Here is a 23268-nt window from a genome sequence, read left to right on the forward strand (position 1 = left end):
CAGGACTTCGGTCAGAGGCGGATGCGCTGGCCCGGGAAGATCAGGGCCGGGCTGCGGAGCGTGTTCTTGTTCAACGCGTAGAGCGTACGCCAGCCGCCCTTGACCTTGTATCTCCTCGCGATCGAGGCCAGGGTGTCGCCGGACTTGATCACATAGGTCTTGCCGGTGGCCTTCGCTTTCTTCTTCGGTGTCGTCGACTTCGTCGTCTTGTAGACACCGGCCTTCTTGCCGCAGACCGGCCACGGGCTCAGCCCGCGCTTGGCGTGCAGCTTGTTGGCGATGGCGATCTGCTGGGCCTTGGTGGCCTTGTCCGCGGTCGGGGCGTACTTCCCGCCGCCGTTCGACTTCCACGTGCTGCGGCTGAACTGAAGGCCGCCGTAGTACCCGTTTCCGGTGTTGATGTGCCACCTGCCGCCGGACTCGCACTTGGCGACGACGTCCCAGTTGACCTGACGCGCGGCCTGAGCCGGGGTGGCCGGGCCGAGCAGGACGCCGGCTCCGGTGATTCCGGCGGTCGCCAGAACCAGGGCAAGGCGGATTCGTCTACTACCAGACATGGATGATCCTCCACGCCTGCGAGGTGAGCTGTCGGGTTCGGGAAGATCGTCCCGGCCGCGTGCACACGGCTTCACCCCAAGGCGCGCATCCCGCGCGCCGCAAAAAGTGGGTCCCCCGCTCCTGCCCTCCCATCGAGTCTGTGGACGGGGGCAGGACTCGGCGGTCCGTCCACAGTGCCCGCGTCGCGGGACGGCCCGACGGTAACCATGACGAAGGGCCGCAAGCCAAGCTCACGGCCCTCGATAGTGACGTTCTTCTCAGTATTTGCCCGGTTTGATCTTGTTAGCGCCCGGAAATTTCCGAAACAGCGTTTATGAGACTTTTCATGGCGACTTTTGCCGCCTCAGTGGGCGACGGGCACCCTCGGCCGGGCAGCCGGACGGCCCCTCGGAGCGGAAACCGGACGGCCTTCGCCGGACGCCGGACGGCCCTCGGCGCGCCGTCATCGGATGCCCGCCGCGGCGCCGTCCTCGGCGTGCGCCGGCCGCCACGGGCCGTAGGCCACGGTCGGATAGACGACAATCGGCGTCGCCGCGGGAAGCCGCCGCCGGCCCGCCAGCCAGATGATCACCGCGGCGAACCCGATCAGAATGGGAACGTCGACCGCGAACCCCTGCCACGGCATGTCAGCCGCCGTCTCGTCGATGGCCAGCTGCCCGAACGCCGCCGCCACCAACGTGCTGAGCAGGTTGTTCATCACGTGCAGGGCGACCGCCGCCTCCAGCCCGCCGGTCCGCACCGTCACCCACCCGGCCACCGCGCCGAAGAGCATCAGGTCGGCGAAACCCCACGGCGTCCCCCAGCCGTGCAGCGCCGCGAACACCGCCGCCTGCACCAGGATCGGCAGCCACGGGCCACGCAGCCAGGCGCCCAGGCCCTGCAACAGCCAGCCCCGGCACAGGTACTCCTCGGCGGCCGCCTGGAACGGCACCACGGCCAGCAGCACCGCCGCCGACACCAGGAACGGCCCCCAGCCGGCCAGCGGATCGTCGAGCCCGGCGTCCTCCCCGGTGAGCACGGACAGCCCGGTGATCCCGCCCAGGAACAGGATGATGGTCACGGTGGCGACGCCGAGACAGACCGCGAGCCATCGCCACCGGATCCGCCCGGCCACCGACGACAGCGTCCCGGGCGCCCGCCGCTGGATCCACAAGGCCGCCACCATGGTCACCGGCAGGGCCACCGCGATCGACAGGAAGCCGAGCGCGAGGTCCGGCAGCGCGCCGAGCGTCGCCATGCCGTCCGGCCCGCCCGGGCGGCCGAAGATCTCGGTGAAGATCACGAAGGCGATCATCGCCGCGAAGACGACGGCGACGATGAAGAGCGTCCCCAGCGGAAACCGCCACCAACGATGAGCGGCGGTACGAGCGAGACGGTGGTACGGGATACCGGACGGCGGAGGAATCGTCATGCCGATGAGTCTTCCGACCGGGGCGTCCCGGCGGATCTGGCCGCAGCCGGATTCGGGCACCTAACCTGAGATATAGGTGTCCGGCAGAATACCGATCATGGAACCACCCGAGATGATCAATGCCGGTGATCTGGTCCTCAAACGATGGGAACCGGAATGGTCGGCCGAACTGGCCGCCGCCGTCCAGGAGTCGCAGCCCGAACTCGCGCCGTTCCTGCCGTTCGCCACCCCCGGTTACGGCCTGGCCGAGGCCCGCGCCTTCACCGAGCGGTCGGTGGCGAACTGGACGGCCGGCACCGAGTTCAACTATGCGCTGTTCACCGCCGTCGGTGACCTGATCGGCGCGGTCGGCCTGATGACCGAACCCGGCCCGGGCATCCTGGAGATCGGCTACTGGCTGCGGACCCCGTGGGCGGGCCGGGGCCGGATGACCGCCACAGTGACCGTCCTGACCCGGGTGGCCCTGTCGCTGCCGGGCATCGAGCGCCTGATCATCCGGCACCACCCGGACAACCACGCGTCGGCCGCGGTCGCCGCCAAGACCGGTTTCGTGGAGACCGGCCGCGCCGGCGACGACGTCATCCGCGAGTATCGGGGCTGATCAGCACCACCACACCGCGGGCCGGCAGCGTCTCCGGCGCGCCGGCCACAGCGGACAGGTCGACCGGGTCGGTGGTTCGGTTGATCAGGAAACGGGCCGGGCCGCGGACCGCGAGCTCCACCCTGCCACGCAGGTCCGGCGGCAGCTCGCTGGTCACCCCGGCCGGGATCAGCAGGTCGTCGAGGATCAAGAGCAGGCCTTGCGGCCGCAAACGAGTCGAGATGTACGCCGCAGAGCCCGCACCCACCTCGCGGCGGGTGACGGCCGCCCCGCCACCGGTGTAGGCGGCCAGCACCTTCGTCGCCGGGTCGGTCACCTCGACCCGCTCCGACCAGAGCGTGCCGATCGCGCCGTTCGACAGTGGCGCCGACTCGCCGTCGAGCAGTGGCGCGAACTCCTCGACCCGGATGCCGAGCAGATCACGCAGCGCGCCCGGGTAACCGCCGAGCCAGGCGTGGTCGAACTCGTCGACGATCCCGGAGAAGTAGGTGGTCACCAGGTGGCCGCCGCCCGCCACATAGTCCTCCAGGCGCTGCTTCAACGCGGCCGGGACCAGGTGCAGGATCGGGGCCACCACCAGGCGGTATCCGGTCAGGTCGGCGGCGACCGGGACCACGTCGGCGCGGATGCCGTGGTCGAGCAGGGCGGTGTACCAGTCGAGCGCCTCGTCGCGGTAGCGCAGCCGGTCGGTCGGGTGCGCATCCTGCTCGGCGGCCCACCACGACTCGTAGTCGATCACCACGGCGACTGCGGACGGCGTACGCGAGAAGCCTGTGATGGCGGACAGCGACCGCAACCGCGCGCCGAGATCGGTGACCGCCTCGAAGATCGCGCTGCTCTTCCCGGCGTGCGGCAGCATCGCCGAGTGGAACTTCTCGGCGCCCGCCCGGGACTGCCGCCACTGGAAGAAGCAGACGCCGTCGGCGCCGTGGGCGACGTGCGTGAGCGAGTCGCGGGCCAGCTCACCGGGGAGTTTCGGCACGTTGACCGGCTGCCAGTTGACCGCGCTGGTGGAGTGCTCCATCAGGAACCAGGGGCGGCCGGGGATCAGGTTGCCGCACAGGTTGGCCGAGAAGGACAGCTCGTCACGCGACTGCGGGCCGGGCCTGGTGTAGTGGTCGTTGGCGACGAAGTCGACCTCGGCCGCCCAGTCCGGATAGTTCATCTCGTTGATCGGACCGGCGACCATGAAGTTCGTGGTGACCGGCACGTCCGGGGTGATCTCCCGCAGGATCCGCCGCTCGGCGAGGTAGTGGTCCTTGAGCGCGTCCGACGAGAACCGTTTGAAGTCGAGCTGCTGGGTCGGGTTGACCGGGCCGTTCGCATGCCGGGGCGGCAGGATCTGCTCCCACTCGCCGTACCGCTGCGACCAGAAGTCGGTGCCCCAGGCCGCGTTCAGACCGTCCAGGTCGGTGTAGCGCTCGCGCAGCCAGATCCGGAACGCGCGCGCCGCGTCGTCCGAGTAGTCGTGGACGTTGTGGCAGCCCAGCTCGTTGTTGACGTGCCAGGCGGCCAGGGCCGGGTGGTCCGCGTACCGCTTGGCGAGCACCCGGACCAGGCGCAGCGCGTGCTCGCGGAAGACCGGTGAGGTGGGCCGCCAGTGCTGGCGGGCGCCGGGCCAGACGGTCCGGCCGTCCCGGTCGACGGGCAGGATCTCCGGATGCTTGGTGGTCAGCCACGGTGGCGGCGACGCGGTCGGAGTGGCCAGGTCGACCAGGATGCCGTTGGTGTGCAGCAGGTCGATCACCTCGTCGAGCCAGCCGAAGTCGTAGCGGCGCTCGGCCGGTTCGAGCCGCGCCCAGGAGAAGATGCCGAGCGAGACGATGGTGACCCCGGCCTCGCGCATCGCCCGGACGTCGTCGTCCCACACCGCGCGCGGCCACTGCTCCGGGTTGTAGTCGGCGCCGAACTCGATCCGTGGCTCCCCTTCGCGCCGCAGCCATCGCGGGGCCTCCCGGGGTGCGCGCAGCGCGGCCGCGAAGAAGCCGAGCGAGGCGTCCACCGAGTCCGGGACGTCGTGCGGCCGGTTCAGGTGGCCGTGCGTGGTGCCCGGGGCGACGAACGACTCGGCCGGCACGCCCACCTCCCGCAACTGCCGTTCCAGCAGCTCACCGGAGGGGCGCAGGTCGTCGAACTCGGACAGCAGGATGTGTGCCGGGGGCAGCCCGTCGAGGCGGGCGGCGCCCGGTAGCGCGTCCGGCGGGAGGTCGCTGATCCGGCCCACGTAGTTGCGGACCATGTCCTCGACGCCGTCCAGCGTGCGGCCGTGCCCGAGCATCGGCGTCGGGAAGTGCGCGAACGGATAGGCCAGCAGGAGCAGATCGGGCCGGTCCCCGGCCGCCCGTGGTGCGGGCACTTCGGCGTCTTGAACCGGCGTCGTCCGGAGCGCGGTCGCGATGGCCAGGGCGGCGCCCGCGCTCGCGCCGCCGAGCGCCCGGCGGTTGGGGAGGTCGTCGCGGGCGGTCACCCAGGTCCAGACGGTGTGCACGTCGTCGATCGGCACCGGGTAGCGCACCCCGTCCACCGCCAGCCGGTAGCCGACCGAGAAGACGATCGCATTCGCCCGGCGGGAGAGCTCGGCGCTGACCATGTCGGCCTCGGCCATGTCGAGGTCACCGTGCCGGAAGCCGCCGCCGTGCGCCCAGACCAGCACCGCCTCCGCCTGGCCGGCCGGCTCGTAGACCCGTACCGGAATCGGGCCGTGCGGCCCGGCAACCTCTAGATCAGCGCGCATGACCTTCATCTTTCTGAAACGTATTTACTCGGGCAAGCGCTTTCCCGCGTGTCGAAACCGGCCTGTCCGCGTGGCCAGCCGCGGCGCGAAACCGACCGCACGTCACCACACAACGCGACCGTGGCCAGCCGCGGCGCGAAACGAACCGCACGTCACCACACAACGCGACCGTGCCCAGCCGCGGCGCGAAACCGACCGCACGTCACCACACAGCGTCTTTGAGGCGGGCCAGGACCAGGAGGCCGATCTGGTCCGCGCCGTACTCGGAGAAGTGGGTGTTGTCGCGTTTCTCGTTGTACAGGAAGATCGGCTTGGAGTCCTCCGGGCCGAGCGCCTCCACCAGCGCGGCACTGTCCGCGGTCAGGTCGATGTAGGGCACGCCCAGTTCGGTGGCGACCGCCGCCATCTCCACCGGCAGGTCCACGCCGAGCCCGTTGACATGCTTCGCTACCGGGGTGAGGGCGCCGGTCGAGTCGAACAGGCGGCGCACCGGCGGGCTGACCAGCACCGGCCGTGCGTGCAGCGCCTGCAACTCGGTGACCATCCGGGTCAGGTTGGCCCGGTAGTCCTCGGCGGTCGTCGCCTTGTCGTTGTGCCCGAACTGGAGCACCACCACGTCTCCGCGCCCGACCCGGGGCAGCATCGTCGCCCACAGCCGCGGATCGGCCAGGAACGAGGCCGAGCCCTCCCCCGAGTCGGCGTAGTTGGCGACCACCAGCCCGTGCGGCAGGTGCTGCGGGATCGCCTGGCCCCAGCCGGTGTACGGCACGACGGCCTGGTCACAGACGGTCGAGTCACCGGCCAGGAAGAGCTGCCGGGTCCGGTGCGGCGCGGGCCGGACGGTGACCCGGCGCACCAGCGGGGCGGCGCCGCTGAAGGTGAGGGTCAGGCCCGGGGTGCCGACCGCCGGCAGGGTCGGCTCACCCTCGGGCTCGCGGACGTCGACGATGAAGGACCGGCGGGCGTACCGGCCCGCCTCGGTGCCGGTCTCGGCGACCATCATCCGGCGGGCCTCGGCCTGCACCGCGGTGCTGCCCGCGGCCTCCGGGCCGCCGAGGACCACCGAGACGGCGTATTCACCGGGCGGCACGTCGTAGTGGCAGACGACCGGGGCGGCCCCCGTGCACTCCCCCGGGATGTCCCCCCGGCCGCCGGCCAGCGCCGGGCCGGGCACTGCCACCACCGCGGCTGCGACGGTGGTCAGCGCCAGCGCTCGGGTTCGCTTCATCGACGTTTCTCCTCTCGGCGGATTTGAAACGTTTACATCGATGAAACCCGATCAGTCAAGCCATCTGCCGACGCTCCCACGCAAAAGCGGTGCGCGGAACGGCCCGGCGCATTCGCGGTCAGGGGCGCAGCAGCAGCTTGCCGCGGACGTGACCGGTGGCGCTGCGATCCTGGGCCTTGCCCGCGTCGGCGAGGGCGAACGTCTCGGCCACCTCGACCCGCAGCTTCCCGGCCACGGCCAGGTCGGCCAGCACGGCCAGGGCTTCGGCGCTGCGTTCGCCGCCGGCCGAGTAGGGGACGCCCAGTTGCTGGGCCGCCGCCGCGTCGGCGATCGTGACGGTCCGGCCGGTGGTGCCGCGCAGCTCCACCGACGCCTCCAGGGCACCCTGCCCGGCCGCGTCGAAGACCGCGTCGACACCCTGCGGCGCGGCGGCCCGGACCCGGTCCACGAGACCGTCGCCGTACGCCACCGGGACCGCCCCGAGCGACCGCAGGTACTCGTGGTTGGCTGCCGAGGCGGTGCCGATCACGGTCGCCCCGCGGGCCACCGCCAGCTGGACCGCCACCCCGCCGACCCCACCGGCCGCGCCGTGGATGAGGACCGTCTCGCCGTCCGTGACGGCCAGCTCGTCCAGCACCCGCTGGGCGGTCTCCCCGGCCACCGGCAGCGCGGCCGCCTCGTCCCAGCCCAGCCCGGCCGGCTTGCGGGCCACAATGGTGGCCAGCGCGTATCCGGCGTACGACCCGGTGTCGGTGAAGCCGAACACCTCGTCGCCAGGCGCCAGCCCGGTCACCCCGTCACCGACCGCGTCGACCACACCGGACGCCTCCCAGCCGGGTGTCGACGGGAACTCGGTGGCGAACACCTGGGCCAGCCACCCGTTACGGATCTTGTAGTCGACCGGGTTGACGCCGGCCGACACCACACGCAGCCGGATCTGGCCGGGACCCGGCTGCGGAACGTCGGCCTCGGCCACCCGCAGCACCTCGGGCCCACCGAAACCGTCGAAGACGATCGCTTCCATGACTGCCACCTCTCGTCGATTGCTGTGGCACCCAGGCTGCTGCGGCGGCGGACGGTTGTGGAGCGGACGGGTTTCCCTAGGACCGACGATCCTTGGCTGCGATCCGGCGGGTGCGCGAGCATGTGAGTCATGGACCGACGTGAGCTGGCCGACTTCATCCGCCGTTGCCGGGAACGGCTGCGTCCGTCGGAGGTCGGGCTCACGGCGGGGCCCCGGCGGCGTACCCCAGGGTTGCGCCGGGAAGAGGTGGCGATGCTGGCCGGCATGTCGGCCGACTATCTGATGCGCCTGGAACAGGCGCGCAGCCCGCAGCCGTCACCGCAGGTGCTGCGGTCGCTGGGGCAGGCGCTGCGGCTCAGCGACGACGAACGTGACCATCTGTACCTGCTGGCCGGGCACCGTCCCCCGGCCGGGCGGCTGGCCGGCAGTCACGTACGCCCGGGTCTGCTCTATCTCCTCGACCAGCTGACCGGCGTGCCCGCGCAGGTGCTCAGCGACCTCGGTGACCTGCTGGCGCAGAACGCGCTGGCCGAGACCCTGTTCGGCGACATCTGCCCGCCGATGCGCCACGACCACGAGCAGGATCACAACATCGTGTGGCGGTGGTTCAACGATCCGCGGATCCGGCTGGCCCATCCGGTCGGCGAGCACGACTACCTGAGCCAGGTGTACGTCGCCGACCTGCGGGCCGCGGTCGCCCGGCGTGGTTCCGATCCGGTGGCGATGTCGTTGGTGGAGCGGCTGCGCGGGTGCAGCGACGAGTTCGCCGGGCTGTGGGACCGGCACGAGGTCGCGGTCCGGCGGCAGAGCCGGCTGCTGGTCCAGCACCCGACCGTGGGGCTGCTCGAACTCGACTGCGAGACGCTGCTGACCCCGGCCGAGGATCAGCGGCTGGTGCTGCTCACCGCGCCGCCGGGCAGCTCTACCGCGGGCCACCTGGAACTGCTGCGGGTGGTCGGGCCGGAGACGTTCGCACGCTGAGCAGGGCGCCGAGCGGGTCGCCGAGCAGGGCGTCGAAGCCTTTCTCGGCCGCGCCGATCAGGGTCGCGTCGTCGCCCAGGCCGGACGGCAGCAGCCGGACCCGGTCCCGGGAGACGGGCATGCCGTGCCCGGCGATCCGTGCGCCCACCTGCGGGGCGGCAACCGCGTACAGCTCGCGCAGGGTGCCGCCGAAGACGACCACACCCGGGTTGAACAGGTTGATCAGGTTGGCGACGCCGATGCCCAGCCAGTCACCGATCGCGGCGACCGCGGCCGCCGCCTCCGGTTTGCCGTCCGCTGCCTCGCGGACCACGGCCCGGACCGCCTCCCGGCCGGACTCGCCGGACCGGCCGACCGCCGCCAACAGCGCGTACTCCCCCGTCTCGGCCTCCAGGCAGCCCCGCGAACCGCACAGGCACTCCCGGCCGCCGCGCGGGTTGACCAGCATGTGCCCGACCTCGGCGCCGTAGCCGCTCTCGCCGCCGAGCAGCCGGCCGCCGACCAGGATGCCGCCGCCCACGCCGACGTCGCCGTGCAGGTAGATCAGGTCGGGCGAGCCGATCCCGGCGCCCCGGACGAACTCGGCGTGCGCGCCCAGGTGGGCCTCGTTGCCAACGGCGACCGGCAGGCCGATGCCCAGCGCCGACTCCAGCTCGGCGCCGAACGCCTGGTCGACCCAGCCGAGCTCGGGACCATACCGGACCATGCCGTCGCCGGGCCGGATCATGCCGCAGTAGGAGGCGCCGACGCCGGCGCAGACCGTGCCCGGCGGCGCGGTGCCGAAGAGCTCACGGCCGAGCGCGGCCAGGCCGCCGACCACCATGTCCAGGTCGGCGCCGGTCCGCGGGCGGGGTGTCTCGCGCCGGTCCAGGATCGTGCCGCCGAGCCCGACCCGGGCCGCGACGAGACGGTCCACCGCCACGTCGAAGGCGAGCACGAACACCCGGCCGGTCTCCGGGCGGACCACGAACGACGGCCGGCCGGCGCCCAGAACCGCCTCCGGGTTCTCCTCGCGGACCAGGCCGGCCGCGGCCAGCTCGCTGGTCAGGGCCAGGATGGTGCTGCGGTTGACACCCATCCGCTCGGCGAGGGCGGCCCGGGACAGCGGGCCGCTCAGATGCACGTGCCGCAACAGCGTGCCCAGGCTCGCACGATGTCTGCTCACTGCGGGTGTGTCCTTACCGATGGGGGTCTACCGGTGGGGATCTCCACCCTACCGGGGCCATCGTCAGGCGGCGATCTCGAAGGCGCCCTTGCCCCGGCTCTTCGCCCGGTACATCGCCTGGTCGGCCAGGTTGAGCAGGTGAGAGGCGTCACCTGTGATCGCGGCCGCGGCGCCCACGCTGGCCCGGACGGTGACGACCGCCCCGCCCGGCAGCGGGCAGGGCACGTCGACGGCGGCGATGATCCGGTCGGCCACGGCCGGCAGGGCGCCCGGCGGCGGCCGGTCGAGCAGGATGGCGAACTCGTCACCGCCGAGCCGGGCGACCAGATCGTCGGGACCCACCGCGGCACGGAGGCGGGCGGCCGTCTCGACCAGCACCGTGTCGCCGGCGGCGTGGCCGTACCGATCATTGACGGGTTTGAAATCGTCCAGGTCGATCAGCAGCACCCCGGCCGGCCCGGAACCGTCCAGGGCCACCTCCAGCCGGTCCAGGAAGCAGGCCCGGTTGGCCAGGCCGGTGAGACTGTCGGTGAACGCCATGGCGTGCAGCCGCCGGGTCAGGCTGTCGCGTTCGGCGAGCAGCCGCGCGTTGTCGATGAACGCGGTCAGCTGCCGGACGACGACGATGCCGGTGCACAGCACCGCCCCGGCCTGCAGCGCCCAGGCCCGAAGATCCAGACCGCGGGTCGACAGGACCGCGATCAGCAGGACGTGGATCCCGGCAAGAGCGAGATAGGGCATCGGGCTGTACGGACGACGCCGCGCGACAGGCGCCGCCACCCGCCCGGTCCGGAACCGCCGGTACTGGAGCCACGCCGCGATCAGCAGCATCGCGTGACAGGTCAGGCTGAGCGCGAAGACCGGGCCGGGACGGCCGGCGCGGGCCAGCTCCGGCCCCAGCGTGCGGGCCAGGCTCTCCAGGGTTCCGGCGACCGGCCCCATCACGCCGATGTGCCAGCGGAACGGCGCCGCCCCGCTGAGGTAGAGACGCCCGACGACGAACGCCAGCAGCATCGCGACCACCGGGGCGGCCACCCCGGCGACCTGCCCGGCGCCGAACGAGCCGGTCATCGCCCAGTACAGGCCGGCCGCCCCGACCGCGGTCACCACGGTGGCCAGGTCGAGGTGGTAGCAGAGACGGTCCCGGGCCGACCGGTGCGGCAGCGGGTAGGTGGCGATCACCCCGATCACGACGGCGCCGCCCGCGGCCAGAGCCACCGTCCGGGGGATGCCGGTGCCGGTGAGCGCGTGCAGCGACGCCGGGTCGGCCAGCGTGGTGACGACCTGGATCCAGTCGGCCACGCTGAACATCGCCCCGGCGGCCACGAAGGCGCGCCAGAAACGGCGCTCCGAGGTGGGGTCCGGCATCAGGCGGACCGCGCGGTACGCGTACCAGGTCATCGCCGTGGCGAACACGGCGACGGCGACCCAGCAGACGACCGCGAGCACGGCGGTGCTGCCCAGGGGCGCCACGAAGACGGCGCCGAGCACCGCGGTGAGCGAGACGACGGCCACCGGAAGAACCGGCATGTGGACTCCTAGCCGGGTTGTGACGGTACGGGCCCGGTGTCGACCGGCAGGGTGAGCGTGAAGATGCTGCCGTTCGGGTGGCCCGGTGTGTGGCCGACCGTGCCGTCGTTCGCCTCGGCCAGGCCGCGGACGATGTAGAGGCCGAGCCCGGTGCCCTGGATGGTCATGTCGGCGCCGGTCGCCCGGGTGAACCTGTCGAACAGGTACGGCCGCAACGGCTCCGGAATACCCGGCCCGCTGTCGTGCACGCTGATCAGCGCGTTCACACCGGCCGGCTGGACGGTGATGGCGGTGACGCCACCGGCGTACTTGTCGGCGTTGGTGCAGAAGTTGGTGATGATCTGCTGGAGGTGGCCGGGGTGCACGAGCACCGCCAGGTCCGGTGGGCAGGTCACCTCGGCGTGCAGGCCGAGCCCGGCGACCACCTCGTGCAGGGCCGCGGCGACCTCGACGGGTTCCGGTTCGGCGTGCAGCTGACCGGCGTCGATGGTGCACATGGTGAGGATCTCGGCACGCAGCAGGTTGAGCCGCCGGGTGGAGCGGGCGATCACCTCGAGCGCCTTGCGGTGCGCCGGCACGAGTTGCCCGGTGTCGGCGAGCAGCATGTCGGCGTACCCGCCGATGGTGTTCAGCGGGGTGCCGATCTCGTGCGAGAGCATGCCCATCAGGTCGAGTTTGAGGGCGTTGGCCTCGGCCAGCCGGCCGTTGGTGTCCTGGAGCTCGTCGTTGCGCACGCCGAGCAGCGCGGCGGCGGCGTCGCGTTCCCGTTCGGCGGCCAGGCGGGCGGTGACGTCCTGGACGACGGCGATGAAACTGGCCGGCTGGCCGTCGCTGTCGCGGACCAGCGACATGCCGACCTCGGCGTCGACGACCTGACCGTCGGCGTGCAGCAGCCGCAGGTGCCGGCCGGACGGCACGTTCTCGGTGAACAGCATGGCCGCGGCCCGGTGGTTGCCGGCCCGGTCGTCGGGGTGGGTGATGTCGTCGAGGGTGCGTTGTTCGAGGTCGCCGACCTGGCGGCCGAGGATGTCGGCGAGCGCCGGGTTGACGTGCTGGAAGCGGCCGTCCAGCCGGATCGTCGCCTGGCCGACGGTGGCCAGCGAGAACTGGGTGCGCAGTCGTTCCTCGCTGTCGGCGAGACGCCGTTCGGCCTGTTTGCGGGCGGTCACGTCGACGTTGAACTCGAGGATCGCCAGCGGGTCGCCGGCGTCGTCGTACTGGACGCTCTGGTGGGAGAGCACGACGATGCGGGTGCCGTCGCTGCGCAGGTGGTCGAGTTCGCCGTGCCAGCGGCCGGTGCCGGCCAGCGACTCCTCGGCCTGCTCGCGCGGCTCCGGGAACCGGGTGTCGAGCAGCCGGTGCAGATTGCAGCCGACCACCGCGTCCGGCCGCCAGCCGTAGACGGTCGCGGCGCCCCGGTTCCAGTAGGTGATCCGGCCGTCGAGGTCGCGGACGATCACCGCGGTGGGCGCGAGGTCGAGCAGTTCGGCCTGCTGGCGAAGCCGGGCGTTGTCCCGGTGCCGTTCGGTGACGTCGCTGCACACGCCGTCGACGAAGAGCACGCCGTTCTCCCGGCGGGGCTGGCCGCGGGTCCACACCCAGCGGGTCACGCCGTCGCCGCCGATCAGCCGGCAGACCGTCTCGGCGGTCTGCCCGGTGGTCAGGGTGTGCCGGAACGCGAGGAACGCCGCCCGGTCGTCCGGGTGCATCATCTCGGCCATCGCCATGCCCAGGTCGCCGCCGGCCGGCGCGGGACCGCCGAAGATGCCGGTGTTGTCGGGGCTGGCGTAGACCATCCGGACCGTGCCGTCCGGGGCGATCCGGACCGTCCACAGGAAGTCGCTGAGGTTCGCCACGATCCGGTCGAAGCCGCGCTGGGCCCGGGCCAGCTCCAGTTCCAGGTCGAGGGCACGGCGGCGGTGGACGTACTGGCCGATGTGCGCGGCGACGGTGTCCAGGGCGGCCAGCACCTCCGGGTCGGACTCGGCACGCCGCCTGTCGTAGACGGCGAGGACCCCGACCACGTCGACACCGTTGCGGACCGGCACCGCCACCACGCTCTGCAACCCGGCCGATTTGGCGGCGACCGCGCGCGGCCCGTCGGAGGCGGACAGGTCGGTGGACCAGCACGCGGCCGCGGTCTCCCAGACGTGCCCGACGACACCACTGCCGCGGGTCACCTCCCGGACCGCCCGCATCGGCTCGGTCATCGCCACGTCCCGCGACCACGCGGCCAGCCGGACCAGCCGTTTGGCCTTACGGGTGTCCAGGTGCCAGTACTCGGTGTACGGCCACCGCAACCCCTCCCCGACCGCGGCGAGCACCGTGTCGGTGGCCTGCTCCACGTTCTGGGCGGCGGCGAGCGCCCCGGCGACCGCGTATTCGAGCCGCCGCATCCGCTCGCTGTGCTGCCGGGCGGTGATGTCGCGGATGAACGCGCCCATCACCGTCGACGACATCTCGATCGGGAACTGCCGGCCGCCGCGGTGCACGGCCCGGAACTCGGCCCGCTGCCCGCCGTCGTCGGCGTCCCGGGTCACCTCGTCGAGCCAGCCGCGGAAGCGGTCCCGGTGGTCCGGGGCGATGATCAGCTCGTCGATCGGGCGGCCCAGGGCGTCCAGCTCGTTCCAGCCGAACATCCGCTCGGCGGACCGGTTCCAGGTGGTGACCTCGCCGTCGGGGCCGGCCGCGACGAACGCGTCCAGGGTGCTGTCCAGGATCCGGCGCAGCTGCTCGGCGCATCGGGCCGCCTCGGTGGCGGCGGCCCGGGCCGCGATCTCCCCGGCGGCGACGACGGCCAGGCCCTCCAGCACCTCGACGTCGGCGCCGGTCCAGTCGTGCGGCCGGTCGTCGAGGACGAGCAGCGCGCCGACCGGCCGGCCGTCCGGTGCACACAGCGGGACACCGAGCCAGGTGTCGGTGCGCACGTGCGGCGTACCGGCCTCGATCACCTGGCGGCAGCAGAGCCCGGGCTCCGGCGCCGGGTCGAGCCCGTCCAGACCGCCGGCGATCGCCACGCCGGACTCCAGAATCGCCAGCGCGGCCCGGCCACCGGTGAGACGGGTGGCCAGGGTGGTGATCTGGTCGAGAACGGGCGACGACGGGTCGAGCCGTGGACCGGAGGCCAGCGCGATCGTGTTCATCGAGGGCCCCATCGTCACAAGGCCGGAACAATTGAGAGCCGAACCACACACCGGCGTGCGGTAGGGTCCTGGGAACAGGTGACGACAGCACAACCGAATACTTCGCCGCGACCCCGCCGCGGGAGAGTCCTCGCAGGTCAGCGAGGCGCCGAAGGAGCAACTTCTCCCTCAGAATCTCTCAGGCACCCAGTACCGCGACGGTCAGGCGACTCTGGAAAGTCAGCTCTTTACGACGAGCTGCGCCCACGGTGCAAGCCGCCCGCACGGCGGTGAACCTCTCAGGCAGAGATGACAGAGCGAGGGAGGCCCGACCCGACAAGGAGCCTCCGTTGCGCCACACTGCCCTGCATCACGTCCACCAGTCTCTCGGCGCCGCGATGACCGGTTTCGCCGGTTGGTCCATGCCGCTGCGGTACGGCAGCGACCTCGGCGAGCACCACACCGTCCGCACCGGCGCCGGCCTGTTCGACCTCGGCCACATGGGCCAGATCGAGGTGACCGGCCAGGATGCCGCCGCGTTCCTGGACCACGCCCTGGTCGGCCGGCTGTCGAAGGTCGCGGTGGGCCGTGCCAAGTACACGATGCTGTGCCACACCACCGGTGGTGTCCTCGACGACCTGGTCGTCTACCGGCTGGCCGGGGACCGGTTCCTGGTGGTGGCGAACGCCGCCAACGCCGCCGTGGTCCGGGCGATGCTCGGTGAGCACTCGGGTGGCTACACGGTCCGGATCGCCGCGGCGGACCGGTCGCTGATCGCCGTGCAGGGCCCGAAGGCGGTCGACGTGGTGGGCGAGCACCCGGATCTGCGCTACTACGCCATCGAGGCGCAGCAGCTGGCCGGGCGGGACGTGCTGCTGGCCCGTACCGGATACACCGGCGAGGACGGCTTCGAGATCTACTGCGCGAATTCCGACGCCGAGGCGATCTGGGCGTGGGCGGTCTCCCGCGGCGCCGTCCCGTGCGGGCTGGCCTGCCGGGACACGCTGCGTCTGGAGGCCGGGATGCCGCTGTACGGCCACGAGCTCACCCTCCGCACCACCCCGTTCGACGCCGGTCTGGGCCGGGTCGTCGCCCTCGACAAGACCGACTTCGTCGGCGCCGCCGCCCTCCGCGCCGCCGCCCCGGACCGTCTGCTCGCCGGCCTGGTCACCAAGGGCCGCCGCTCGCCACGGGCCGGTCACGCGGTCCTCGACCCGGACACCGGCGAGCGCATCGGCGAGGTGACCAGCGGCGTGCCCTCCCCCACGCTCGGGCACCCGATCGCCATGGCGTACCTCCCGGCCGGCCGCACCGAACCCGGCACCCGGGTCCTGGTCGACATCCGCGGCGCCCGCGAAGAGGCCGAGGTCGTCGCGCTGCCGTTCTACCGCCGGCAGGGCTGAGCGATGACCGTCTCCGTCTTCGACCTGTTCTCCATCGGCATCGGCCCGTCCAGCTCGCACACGGTCGGGCCGATGCGCGCGGCCCGGCTCTTCACCGCCCACCTGGCCGGGGTCGACGGGGTGGCGACCGTGCGGGCCGAGCTGTTCGGCTCGCTCGGCGCGACCGGGCACGGGCACGGCACCCCGCGGGCCGTGCTGCTCGGTCTCCAGGGTGAGGAGCCGGAGACGGTCGACACCTCACTCGAACCGTCCGCGGACGCCACCGCCTTCGAGGTCGACGTGGTGCTGCACCGGCGGCGGGCGCTGCCCGGCCATCCCAACGGCATGCGCTTCACCGCGCTCGGCGCCGACGGCGCCGAGCTGCTGGCCAAGACCTATTTCTCGGTCGGCGGCGGGTTCGTCCTGGCGGACGGCGCCTTGGGGGTACGCCCGGAGCAGGTGGCCGTCCCGTACCCGTTCTCCTCCGGCGCCGAACTGCTGGAACTCGCCCGGTCCACGGGGCTGTCGATCTCCCGGATGATGCTGCTCAACGAGTCGGTGCGGCGGCCGGCGGCTGAGGTGCCGGCCGGGCTGCTCGGCATCTGGCGGGTCATGAACGACTGCATCGACGACGGGCTGCGCGCGGAGGGCGTACTCCCCGGGGGTTTGAAGGTCCGTCGCCGTGCCTCGCTGACCGCCCGCAAGTTGACCGCCGACGGTGACCCGATGGAATGGCTGACCGTTTTCGCCATGGCGGTCAACGAGCAGAACGCCGCCGGCGGCCGGGTGGTGACCGCGCCGACCAACGGCGCCGCCGGGATCATTCCGGCCGTGCTGCGCTACTACCGGACCTTCGTGCCGGGCGCCGACGACGAGGGTGTGGTGCGTTTTCTGCTGGCCGCCGGGGCGATCGGGCATCTGTTCAAGGAGAACGCGTCGATCTCCGGGGCCGAGGTCGGTTGTCAGGGTGAGGTCGGTTCGGCGTGCGCGATGGCCGCGGCCGGGCTGGCCGAGGTGCTCGGCGGCACCCCGGAGCAGGTGGAGAACGCGGCCGAGATCGGCATGGAGCACAACCTGGGCCTGACCTGCGACCCGGTCGGCGGCCTGGTGCAGATCCCGTGCATCGAGCGCAACGGGATGGCCGCGGTGAAGGCGGTGACCGCGGCGAGGATGGCGCTGCGCGGCGACGGCCGCCACCACGTCTCCCTCGACAAGGTCATCAAGACCATGAAGGAGACCGGCGCCGACATGAAGATCAAGTACAAGGAGACGTCCCGCGGCGGCCTGGCCGTCAACGTCATCGAGTGCTGACCGGCCCAAGACCGTCAGCCGTCGCTGAGCGCTGTTATCGCGCCCGCGAAACCGCCGTGAGCGACGGCTGGCTGCCGGCGCTTTCCGGGCGGGCCGCTCACCGTTTTCCGGGCGGGCCTTCTCCCCGGACCGCGCTGACCGCCTCGCACAGGTCGGTCAGCGGGTCGCGGGCCTGAGCGCTGCAGGCGACCGCCTGCAGCAGGCCCCGGAACGACTCGGCGCCGGCCGCCGGCAGGGCACCCAGCACGTGCGCCTCGACATGCTTGAGCGCCTCCCGGCGGGACTGCCACGTCTCGCGGCCCTTGTCGGTGGCGACGACCAGGCGGCTGCGGCGGTCGGCCGGATCGGGCCGGCGGGCGACCAGCTCGGCCTTCTCCAGATCATCGATCAGGTACGTCAGGATGGTCCGGTCGATGCCCAGGTCAGCGCCGATCGCGCCCTGGTTGCGGGACGGCTCGCCGACCGCCGCGGAGAGCACCTGATAGCCGCGCGGACCGCCGGGCAGGTCACCGAGGACGTGGTCGGCGGCCTTGGCGTAGGCACGGAACACCACTCCCAGCATCCAGCCGAGATCACCTTCGAGGGGCGTCGTCACCCGACCACCCTAACCCAGAAGTTCTGCATCTCAAATGTTCTGTTTGACAGAACATCTTTTCCGCGTCACAGTTGCCGCATGTCCGACTACGGCCACCCACTCGAGTTCGGGTCCTTCATCACCCCGTCCGCCGCCGACCCCACCGGAGTCGTCGAGCTCGCCGTGTCCGCCGAGCAGGCCGGCCTGGACCTGGTCACCTTCCAGGACCATCCGTACCAGCCCGGTTTCCTCGACACCTGGACTCTGCTCAGTTACGCCGCCGCCCGTACCTCGAAGGTGCGTCTTGCGGCGAACGTCACGAACCTCCCGCTGCGCCCGCCGGCCGTCCTCGCGCGCAGCGTCGCCAGCCTCGACCTGCTCAGCGGCGGCCGGATCGAGCTGGGTCTCGGCGCCGGCGCGTTCTGGGAGGCCATCCAGGCGATGGGCTCGCCCCGCCTCTCCCCCGCCCAGGCCGTGCAGGCGCTCGAAGAGGGCATCGACGTCATCCGCCAGCTCTGGGACGCCACCGCCCGCGGCCCGATCCGCGTCGACGGCGAGTTCCACCGGGTCGTCGGTGCGAAACGCGGCCCGGCCCCGGCCCACGACGTCGGCATCTGGCTGGGCGCCTACAAGCCCCGGATGCTGGCTCTGACCGGCCGGCGCGCCGACGGCTGGCTGCCGTCGCTGTCCTACCTGAAGGACGGCGACCTGGCGGCCGGCAACCGGATCATCGACGAGGCGGCCCTCGAGGCCGGCCGCAAACCCGCCGACATCCGCCGCCTGCTCAACATCGGCGGCCGCCCGGACGCCCTCGAACTCACCGATCTCGCCCTGAACGACGGCGTCAGCACGTTCATCCTGGCCTCCGACGACCCTGACGACCTGCAGCGGTTCGCCGCCGAGGTGGCCCCCGCAGTCCGCGCGGCGGTGGCCGCCGAACGGGCCGGCGCCCGCTCCCCGCAGCCGGCCTCGGCCTTCCTGGCCGGCGTCTCGGCGGCGGGTGTCTCCCGCCCGGCGAAACGGCCGGTCACCACGGCGGGCCGGTCACCGTTCACCGTGACCCCGACTCCCGACGATGGGGTACGCCGAGCCAGCACCGTGGTCTGGGACGAGCGGACCCGCCCGACCGGCCCGGCGCCCGACCCGGATCGCACCTACACGGCCCACGACCTGGCCACCGGGCGCCACCTGGTCCAGGTCCACGACGGCCTGCGCGGCGAACTGGCCCAGATCCACGACCTGATCGACCAGGTCGAAGCGGGCACCCTCGACGTCGGCGCGGCCCGCTCCCACATCAACACGATGACCATGCGCCAGAACAACTGGACCCTCGGCACCTACTGCGAGTCGTACTGCCGGATCGTCACCACGCACCACACCATCGAGGACCGTTCCCTGTTCCCGCACCTGCGCCGGGCCGACCCGCGCCTGGCCCCGGTGGTGGACCGCCTCGAACAGGAACACCACGTGATCCACGAGGTCCTGGAGGGCGTCGACAAGGCCCTCGTCACGCTGGTCTCCGCCGCCGACGGCCTCCCGGCGCTGCGCGAGGCGGTGAACCTGCTGAGCGACACCCTCCTGTCCCACCTGGCCTACGAGGAACGCGAACTGATCGAGCCCCTGTCCCGCCTGGGCATGCAGTAGCCCCCGCCCGCCAGCCGTCGCTCACCGCGCTCATCCCACACCCATTCCCCGCCTGAACGACGGCTGAGACCGCCAGCCGTCGCTCACCGCGCTTATCGCGCACCCATTCCCGGCCTGAGCGACGGCTCGCGGTCCTTGGTCTGCCCGCCTGGTGGCGGGGGCGGACCCGCCGGTCAGCGGGTGGCCGCCGGACGACCGGTCACGCTGGAATGGCAGGGCCGGGACGAGCCCGGCCCAACCGCACAGGGTGACCGTTCGTCCGCAGATCCGGACGACGACGTCGCTGGTCGTGTTGTCACTTGAGCGGCCGCCGGTTTGCCTTGGCCGGCGGATGCTCCGGAGGCCGGCGACGCACCCTGCTGCGTGCGCACCGACACGACCGCGGCTCGGGGCGCTCGCGGCAGTCGCCGGCCGGTGGGGTGGGGGGAACATCCTCCGGCCGGCCGCCGCGACCACGGCCGGGCTCGTCCCGGCCGCATACCCCGGCCGGCCGGCTCCCGTCGCTGCCGAAGCGCCGCCGAAACAGCAGTCACGGCCAGCCGGAACCGGGCGGGGTGCGTCAGGTGGCGGCCAGCTGGGTCAGGACCCGGGTGGCCTGGGCTATCACCGGGGAGTCTTCGCCGGACCGGACCGCCAGGGCCAGGTCGATCCGGGCCGTCGGGTCGGTCAGCGGGCGGTACGTGGCGCCGGGCACTCCCAGGTGGGCCACCGGTTCGGGAACGATCGCCAGGCCCAGGTCGGCGGCCACGAACGTGACCAGGGTCGAGGTCTCCACCACCTCGTGCCGGATCCGGGGCTGGAAACCGGCGCGGTCGCACAGGCGGCGGACGGTGCCGTACATGGCGGAGTCGCGTTCGGCGTGGATCACGAAGTCCTCGTCGCGCAGGTCGATGACGTCGAGGCGGGTGCGGGCGGTCAGCGGGTGCCCGTCCGGCAGGGCCACGATCAGGGCGTCGCTGCGCAGCGTGCGGACGGTGATGCCCGGGTCGTCGACGGGCGGGCGGAGCAGGGCCACGTCGATGTCGCGGCGCTGGAGGGCGGCGACCTGCTGGGCGCCGAGCATCTCGCCGCGGAAGGCGACCTCGACTCCGGGCAGTTCCTCGCGCAGGCGGCGGGCCACGGCCGGGAGCAGGCTGTAGGTGGCCGAGCCGACACAGCCGACCGAGAGCCGCCCCTGGAGCCCGGCGGCGATCCGGCGGGCGACCTCGCCGGCGTCGTCGACGGCGGACAGGACGGCGCGGACCCGGTCGAGGTAGGCGGTTCCGGCTTCGGTGAGCTCGACCCGGCGGGTGTTGCGGTTGAGCAGCTGTACGCCCAGCTCGCTCTCCAGCTGCCGGATCTGCTGGGAGAGCGGCGGCTGGGCCATGTGGAGGCGGGCGGCGGCCCGGCCGAAGTGGCGTTCCTCGGCGACGGCCAGGAAGTAGCGCAGGTGACGCAGCTCCATCGTTTGATACTTCCAGAGTCTCAGTTTCGGCAGAACGGGTATTTCTGAATATCAGAGCTGGTTACTAGCGTGGGACTCATGGCTGACTCATTCGTGTACGCCGCCGTTCGTACCCCGTTCGGCCGTTACTCCGGGGCGCTCGCCGACGTCCGGCCGGACGATCTCGCCGCGACCGCCCTGTCCGGTCTGCTGGCCAAGGCCCCCGGCCTGGATCCGGCCCGGATCGACGACGTGTACTGGGGTAACGCCAACGGCGCCGGCGAGGACAACCGCAACGTCGGCCGGATGGCGGTGCTGCTGGCCGGCCTGCCCACCTCGGTTCCGGCGGCGACCGTGAACCGGCTCTGCGGCTCCAGCCTGGACGCGGCGATCATCGGCTCCCGGGCGATCGCCTCCGGTGACGCCGAGATCGTGGTGGCCGGCGGGGTCGAGTCGATGACCCGGGCCCCGTGGGTGCTGCCGAAACCGTCGCGCGCGTTCCCGGCCGGCAACATGGAGGCCGTCTCGACGACGCTCGGGTGGCGGCTGACCAACCCGAAGATGCCGGCCGAGTGGACCGCGTCGCTGGGTGAGTGCAACGAACAGCTCGGCGACAAGTACGGCATCTCCCGGGAGCGGCAGGACGCGTTCGCCGCCCGGTCGCACGTGCTGGCCGACAAGGCGTGGAACGACGGGTTCTACACCGACCTGGTGATCCCGGCCGGCGACCTGGACCGCGACGAGGGCATCCGTGCCGACAGCAGTGTGGAGAAGCTGGCCCGCCTGAAGCCGTCGTTCCGTAAGGACGGGACGATCACGGCCGGTAACGCGTCGCCGCTCAATGACGGTGCGGCGGCTGTGCTTCTGGGGTCGGGGCGGGTCTCCGTACAGCTGGGGATTGATCCTCTGGCTCGGATCGCCGGGCGTGCCGCACACGCCGTTGATCCGCAGGCCTTCGGTTTCGCGCCGGTCGAGGCGGCCGAGAAGGCGCTGCGGCAGGCCGGTATCGGCTGGTCGGACGTGGGTGCGGTGGAGTTGAACGAGGCGTTCGCGGTGCAGTCGCTGGCGTGTGTGGACGCGTGGGGTGTGGACCCGGAGATCGTCAACACCCGCGGTGGGGCGATCGCGATCGGTCATCCGCTGGGTGCGTCGGGCGCGCGGATTCTCGGCACGCTCGCCCACGTGCTGCGCGAACGCAACCAGCGCTGGGGTGTCGCGGCGATCTGTATCGGTGTCGGCCAGGCGCTCGCGGTGGTGCTGGAGAACGTGGCCGTGGAGAACCGGGCATGAGGACGCAGATCGTCGACGCGCTGACCGCGGTCAAGGAGGTCAGGGACGGCGACACCGTGCTGGTCGGCGGGTTCGGCATGGCCGGGATGCCGGTCGAGCTGATCGACGCGCTGATCGAGCACGGCGCCGGCGACCTCACCATCGTCAGCAACAACGCCGGTAACGGCGACACCGGGCTGGCTGCTCTGCTGGCGGCGGGCCGCGTACGCAAGATGGTGTGCTCCTTCCCCCGGCAGGCCGACTCGTGGGTCTTCGACGGCCTCTACCGGGCCGGGAAGATCGAGCTGGAGCTGGTGCCGCAGGGCAACCTGGCCGAGCGGATGCGCGCCGCGGGCGCCGGGATCGGCGCGTTCTTCTGCCCGACCGGGGTCGGCACGCCGATCGCCGAGGGCCGGGAGACGCGGGTGATCGACGGCCGGGAGTACGTGCTGGAGTACCCGATCCGCGGTGACGTCGCCCTGATCCGGGCGCATGTCGCCGACCGGCTGGGCAACCTGGTCTACCGCAAGACGGCCCGCAACTTCGGCCCGGTGATGGCGACCGCCGCCAAGATCACGATCGCGCAGGTGTCGACGATCGTCGAGATCGGCGAACTGGACCCGGAAACCGTCGTGACCCCGTCGATCTACGTGAACCACCTGGTGGAGGTGGCCTGATGGCGCTGGACAAGAACGAGCTGGCCCGGCTGGTCGCCGCCGACATCCCGGACGGGGCGTATGTGAATCTGGGGATCGGTCAGCCCACGTCGATCGCCCGCTACCTGAGCCCGGACAGCGGCGTCATCCTGCACACCGAGAACGGCATGCTCGGCATGGGCGAGGTGGTCCCCGACGACCAGGCCGACTGGGACCTCACCAACGCCGGGAAACAGCCGGTAACCGAACTGCCCGGAGCGGCCTACTTCCACCACGCCGACAGCTTCGCGATGATGCGCGGCGGCCACCTCGACGTGTGCGTGATGGGCGCCTTCCAGGTGTCGGCCGGCGGCGACCTGGCGAACTGGCACACCGGCGCCGCGGACGCGATCCCGGCGGTCGGCGGGGCGATGGATCTGGCCGCCGGAGCCAAGCAGGTCTGGGTGATGATGACGCTGTTCACCAAGTCGGGCGAGCCGAAACTGGTACCGGCCTGCACCTGTCCGCTGACCGGCAGGACGTGCGTGACCAGGGTCTACACCGAGGTGGCGACCTTCCACGTCACCCCGGATGGGGTACGGGTGGCCGCCACCTACGGCATCGAGCCGGGCGAACTCGCCGCCCGGCTCGATGTGAAGCTCCTCGTGTGAGGACC

Annotated in this window: 18 protein-coding genes and 2 riboswitches; of the genes, 8 read left to right on the forward strand and 10 right to left on the reverse strand. The window is 72.1% G+C overall.

Annotated features, from left to right (window positions below; genetic code table 11):
- Positions 1-11 precede the first annotated feature (11 nt).
- Positions 12-557: a transglycosylase family protein gene (locus tag AB0E94_RS23590; protein WP_360329443.1), complete on the reverse strand. Its 546-nt coding sequence runs from the start codon at positions 555-557 to the stop codon at positions 12-14.
- Positions 556-730, reverse strand: a riboswitch (cyclic di-AMP (ydaO/yuaA leader). Its footprint overlaps the gene before it by 2 nt.
- Before the next feature lie 270 nt (positions 731-1000).
- The gene (locus AB0E94_RS23595) at positions 1001-1969 is read right to left on the reverse strand and encodes a type II CAAX endopeptidase family protein (protein WP_360329445.1); all 969 of its coding nucleotides are present in this window, start codon (positions 1967-1969) and stop codon (positions 1001-1003) included.
- A 97-nt stretch (positions 1970-2066) separates the two neighbouring features.
- Between AB0E94_RS23595 and AB0E94_RS23600 the strand changes: the two genes are divergently transcribed.
- The gene (locus tag AB0E94_RS23600; protein ID WP_360329447.1) at positions 2067-2570 is read left to right on the forward strand and encodes a GNAT family N-acetyltransferase; all 504 of its coding nucleotides are present in this window, start codon (positions 2067-2069) and stop codon (positions 2568-2570) included.
- Here the strand turns inward: AB0E94_RS23600 and AB0E94_RS23605 are convergent.
- From AB0E94_RS23605 to AB0E94_RS23615, 3 genes are all read right to left on the reverse strand, one after another.
- Positions 2548-5304 carry a beta-galactosidase gene (locus AB0E94_RS23605; RefSeq protein WP_360329449.1) on the reverse strand — a complete coding sequence of 919 codons (2757 nt, stop codon included), beginning with the start codon at positions 5302-5304 and terminating at the stop codon, positions 2548-2550. The two genes, AB0E94_RS23600 and AB0E94_RS23605, sit on opposite strands and share 23 nt — an antisense overlap.
- A 202-nt stretch (positions 5305-5506) precedes the next feature.
- On the reverse strand, positions 5507-6532 hold the full coding sequence (locus tag AB0E94_RS23610; RefSeq protein ID WP_360329451.1) for a rhamnogalacturonan acetylesterase: 1026 nt from the start codon (positions 6530-6532) through the stop codon (positions 5507-5509).
- Between the two features lie 118 nt (positions 6533-6650).
- Positions 6651-7556, reverse strand: coding sequence for an NADP-dependent oxidoreductase (locus AB0E94_RS23615; RefSeq protein ID WP_360329452.1), 906 nt, complete (start codon positions 7554-7556; stop codon positions 6651-6653).
- A 129-nt stretch (positions 7557-7685) separates the two neighbouring features.
- Here AB0E94_RS23615 and AB0E94_RS23620 point away from each other — a divergent pair, with 129 nt between their 5' ends.
- The gene (locus tag AB0E94_RS23620) at positions 7686-8537 is read left to right on the forward strand and encodes a helix-turn-helix transcriptional regulator (RefSeq protein ID WP_360329454.1); all 852 of its coding nucleotides are present in this window, start codon (positions 7686-7688) and stop codon (positions 8535-8537) included.
- Here the strand turns inward: AB0E94_RS23620 and AB0E94_RS23625 are convergent.
- The 3 genes from AB0E94_RS23625 to AB0E94_RS23635 all read right to left on the reverse strand — a co-directional run bounded on the left by AB0E94_RS23625 (position 8479) and on the right by AB0E94_RS23635 (position 14375).
- Positions 8479-9702, reverse strand: coding sequence for an ROK family transcriptional regulator (locus AB0E94_RS23625; protein WP_360329456.1), 1224 nt, complete (start codon positions 9700-9702; stop codon positions 8479-8481). The two genes, AB0E94_RS23620 and AB0E94_RS23625, sit on opposite strands and share 59 nt — an antisense overlap.
- A 63-nt stretch (positions 9703-9765) precedes the next feature.
- Positions 9766-11232: a GGDEF domain-containing protein gene (locus AB0E94_RS23630; RefSeq protein ID WP_360329457.1), complete on the reverse strand. Its 1467-nt coding sequence runs from the start codon at positions 11230-11232 to the stop codon at positions 9766-9768.
- A gap of 8 nt (positions 11233-11240) precedes the next feature.
- Positions 11241-14375, reverse strand: coding sequence for a PAS domain S-box protein (locus AB0E94_RS23635; protein WP_360329459.1), 3135 nt, complete (start codon positions 14373-14375; stop codon positions 11241-11243).
- Between the two features lie 109 nt (positions 14376-14484).
- A riboswitch (glycine riboswitch) is annotated at positions 14485-14580 on the forward strand.
- Positions 14581-14704: 124 nt separating this feature from the next.
- On the opposite strand from AB0E94_RS23635, the gene gcvT reads away from it, so the two are divergent.
- Both gcvT and AB0E94_RS23645 read left to right on the forward strand, forming a co-directional pair.
- On the forward strand, positions 14705-15757 hold the full coding sequence (gene gcvT / locus AB0E94_RS23640; protein WP_360329461.1) for a glycine cleavage system aminomethyltransferase GcvT: 1053 nt from the start codon (positions 14705-14707) through the stop codon (positions 15755-15757).
- 3 nt (positions 15758-15760) lie between these two features.
- A complete protein-coding gene (locus AB0E94_RS23645) occupies positions 15761-17047 on the forward strand; it encodes an L-serine ammonia-lyase (RefSeq protein WP_360329463.1) in 1287 nt (428 codons plus the stop codon).
- Between the two features lie 97 nt (positions 17048-17144).
- On the opposite strand, the gene AB0E94_RS23650 is transcribed toward AB0E94_RS23645, so the two are convergent.
- A complete protein-coding gene (locus tag AB0E94_RS23650) occupies positions 17145-17642 on the reverse strand; it encodes a MarR family transcriptional regulator (protein WP_360329465.1) in 498 nt (165 codons plus the stop codon).
- 78 nt (positions 17643-17720) lie between these two features.
- Between AB0E94_RS23650 and AB0E94_RS23655 the strand changes: the two genes are divergently transcribed.
- Positions 17721-19265, forward strand: coding sequence for an LLM class flavin-dependent oxidoreductase (locus AB0E94_RS23655; protein WP_360329467.1), 1545 nt, complete (start codon positions 17721-17723; stop codon positions 19263-19265).
- A gap of 559 nt (positions 19266-19824) precedes the next feature.
- Here the strand turns inward: AB0E94_RS23655 and AB0E94_RS23660 are convergent.
- Positions 19825-20709 carry a LysR substrate-binding domain-containing protein gene (locus AB0E94_RS23660; protein ID WP_360329468.1) on the reverse strand — a complete coding sequence of 295 codons (885 nt, stop codon included), beginning with the start codon at positions 20707-20709 and terminating at the stop codon, positions 19825-19827.
- A 78-nt stretch (positions 20710-20787) separates the two neighbouring features.
- On the opposite strand from AB0E94_RS23660, the gene AB0E94_RS23665 reads away from it, so the two are divergent.
- The 3 genes from AB0E94_RS23665 to AB0E94_RS23675 are packed head-to-tail and all read left to right on the forward strand — an operon-like array spanning position 20788 to position 23263.
- Positions 20788-21978: a thiolase family protein gene (locus AB0E94_RS23665; protein ID WP_360329470.1), complete on the forward strand. Its 1191-nt coding sequence runs from the start codon at positions 20788-20790 to the stop codon at positions 21976-21978.
- Complete coding sequence (locus AB0E94_RS23670; RefSeq protein WP_360329472.1) at positions 21975-22634, forward strand: 3-oxoacid CoA-transferase subunit A; 660 nt, start codon at positions 21975-21977, stop codon at positions 22632-22634. The genes AB0E94_RS23665 and AB0E94_RS23670 overlap by 4 nt, the downstream gene beginning before the upstream one ends.
- On the forward strand, positions 22634-23263 hold the full coding sequence (locus tag AB0E94_RS23675) for a 3-oxoacid CoA-transferase subunit B (protein ID WP_360329474.1): 630 nt from the start codon (positions 22634-22636) through the stop codon (positions 23261-23263). Before AB0E94_RS23670 ends, AB0E94_RS23675 begins: the two co-directional genes overlap by 1 nt.
- Positions 23264-23268 lie beyond the last annotated feature (5 nt).

It is taken from the genome of Actinoplanes sp. NPDC026670, from assembly GCF_040638175.1.
In the GTDB taxonomy this organism is placed as follows: domain Bacteria; phylum Actinomycetota; class Actinomycetes; order Mycobacteriales; family Micromonosporaceae; genus Actinoplanes.

What these genes read in the sequence shown, in the direction of transcription:
- AB0E94_RS23615 (WP_360329452.1), bottom strand. Translation starts at nt 7,556, where the DNA reads ATGGAAGCGATCGTCTTCGACGGTTTCGGTGGGCCCGAGGTGCTGCGG.
- AB0E94_RS23670 (WP_360329472.1), top strand. Translation starts at nt 21,975, where the DNA reads ATGAGGACGCAGATCGTCGACGCGCTGACCGCGGTCAAGGAGGTCAGG.
- AB0E94_RS23675 (WP_360329474.1), top strand. Translation starts at nt 22,634, where the DNA reads ATGGCGCTGGACAAGAACGAGCTGGCCCGGCTGGTCGCCGCCGACATC.
- AB0E94_RS23660 (WP_360329468.1), bottom strand. Translation starts at nt 20,709, where the DNA reads ATGGAGCTGCGTCACCTGCGCTACTTCCTGGCCGTCGCCGAGGAACGC.
- AB0E94_RS23630 (WP_360329457.1), bottom strand. Translation starts at nt 11,232, where the DNA reads ATGCCGGTTCTTCCGGTGGCCGTCGTCTCGCTCACCGCGGTGCTCGGC.
- AB0E94_RS23645 (WP_360329463.1), top strand. Translation starts at nt 15,761, where the DNA reads ATGACCGTCTCCGTCTTCGACCTGTTCTCCATCGGCATCGGCCCGTCC.
- AB0E94_RS23595 (WP_360329445.1), bottom strand. Translation starts at nt 1,969, where the DNA reads ATGACGATTCCTCCGCCGTCCGGTATCCCGTACCACCGTCTCGCTCGT.
- AB0E94_RS23635 (WP_360329459.1), bottom strand. Translation starts at nt 14,375, where the DNA reads ATGAACACGATCGCGCTGGCCTCCGGTCCACGGCTCGACCCGTCGTCG.
- AB0E94_RS23620 (WP_360329454.1), top strand. Translation starts at nt 7,686, where the DNA reads ATGGACCGACGTGAGCTGGCCGACTTCATCCGCCGTTGCCGGGAACGG.
- AB0E94_RS23610 (WP_360329451.1), bottom strand. Translation starts at nt 6,532, where the DNA reads ATGAAGCGAACCCGAGCGCTGGCGCTGACCACCGTCGCAGCCGCGGTG.
- AB0E94_RS23590 (WP_360329443.1), bottom strand. Translation starts at nt 557, where the DNA reads ATGTCTGGTAGTAGACGAATCCGCCTTGCCCTGGTTCTGGCGACCGCC.
- AB0E94_RS23665 (WP_360329470.1), top strand. Translation starts at nt 20,788, where the DNA reads ATGGCTGACTCATTCGTGTACGCCGCCGTTCGTACCCCGTTCGGCCGT.
- AB0E94_RS23600 (WP_360329447.1), top strand. Translation starts at nt 2,067, where the DNA reads ATGGAACCACCCGAGATGATCAATGCCGGTGATCTGGTCCTCAAACGA.
- AB0E94_RS23605 (WP_360329449.1), bottom strand. Translation starts at nt 5,304, where the DNA reads ATGCGCGCTGATCTAGAGGTTGCCGGGCCGCACGGCCCGATTCCGGTA.
- AB0E94_RS23655 (WP_360329467.1), top strand. Translation starts at nt 17,721, where the DNA reads ATGTCCGACTACGGCCACCCACTCGAGTTCGGGTCCTTCATCACCCCG.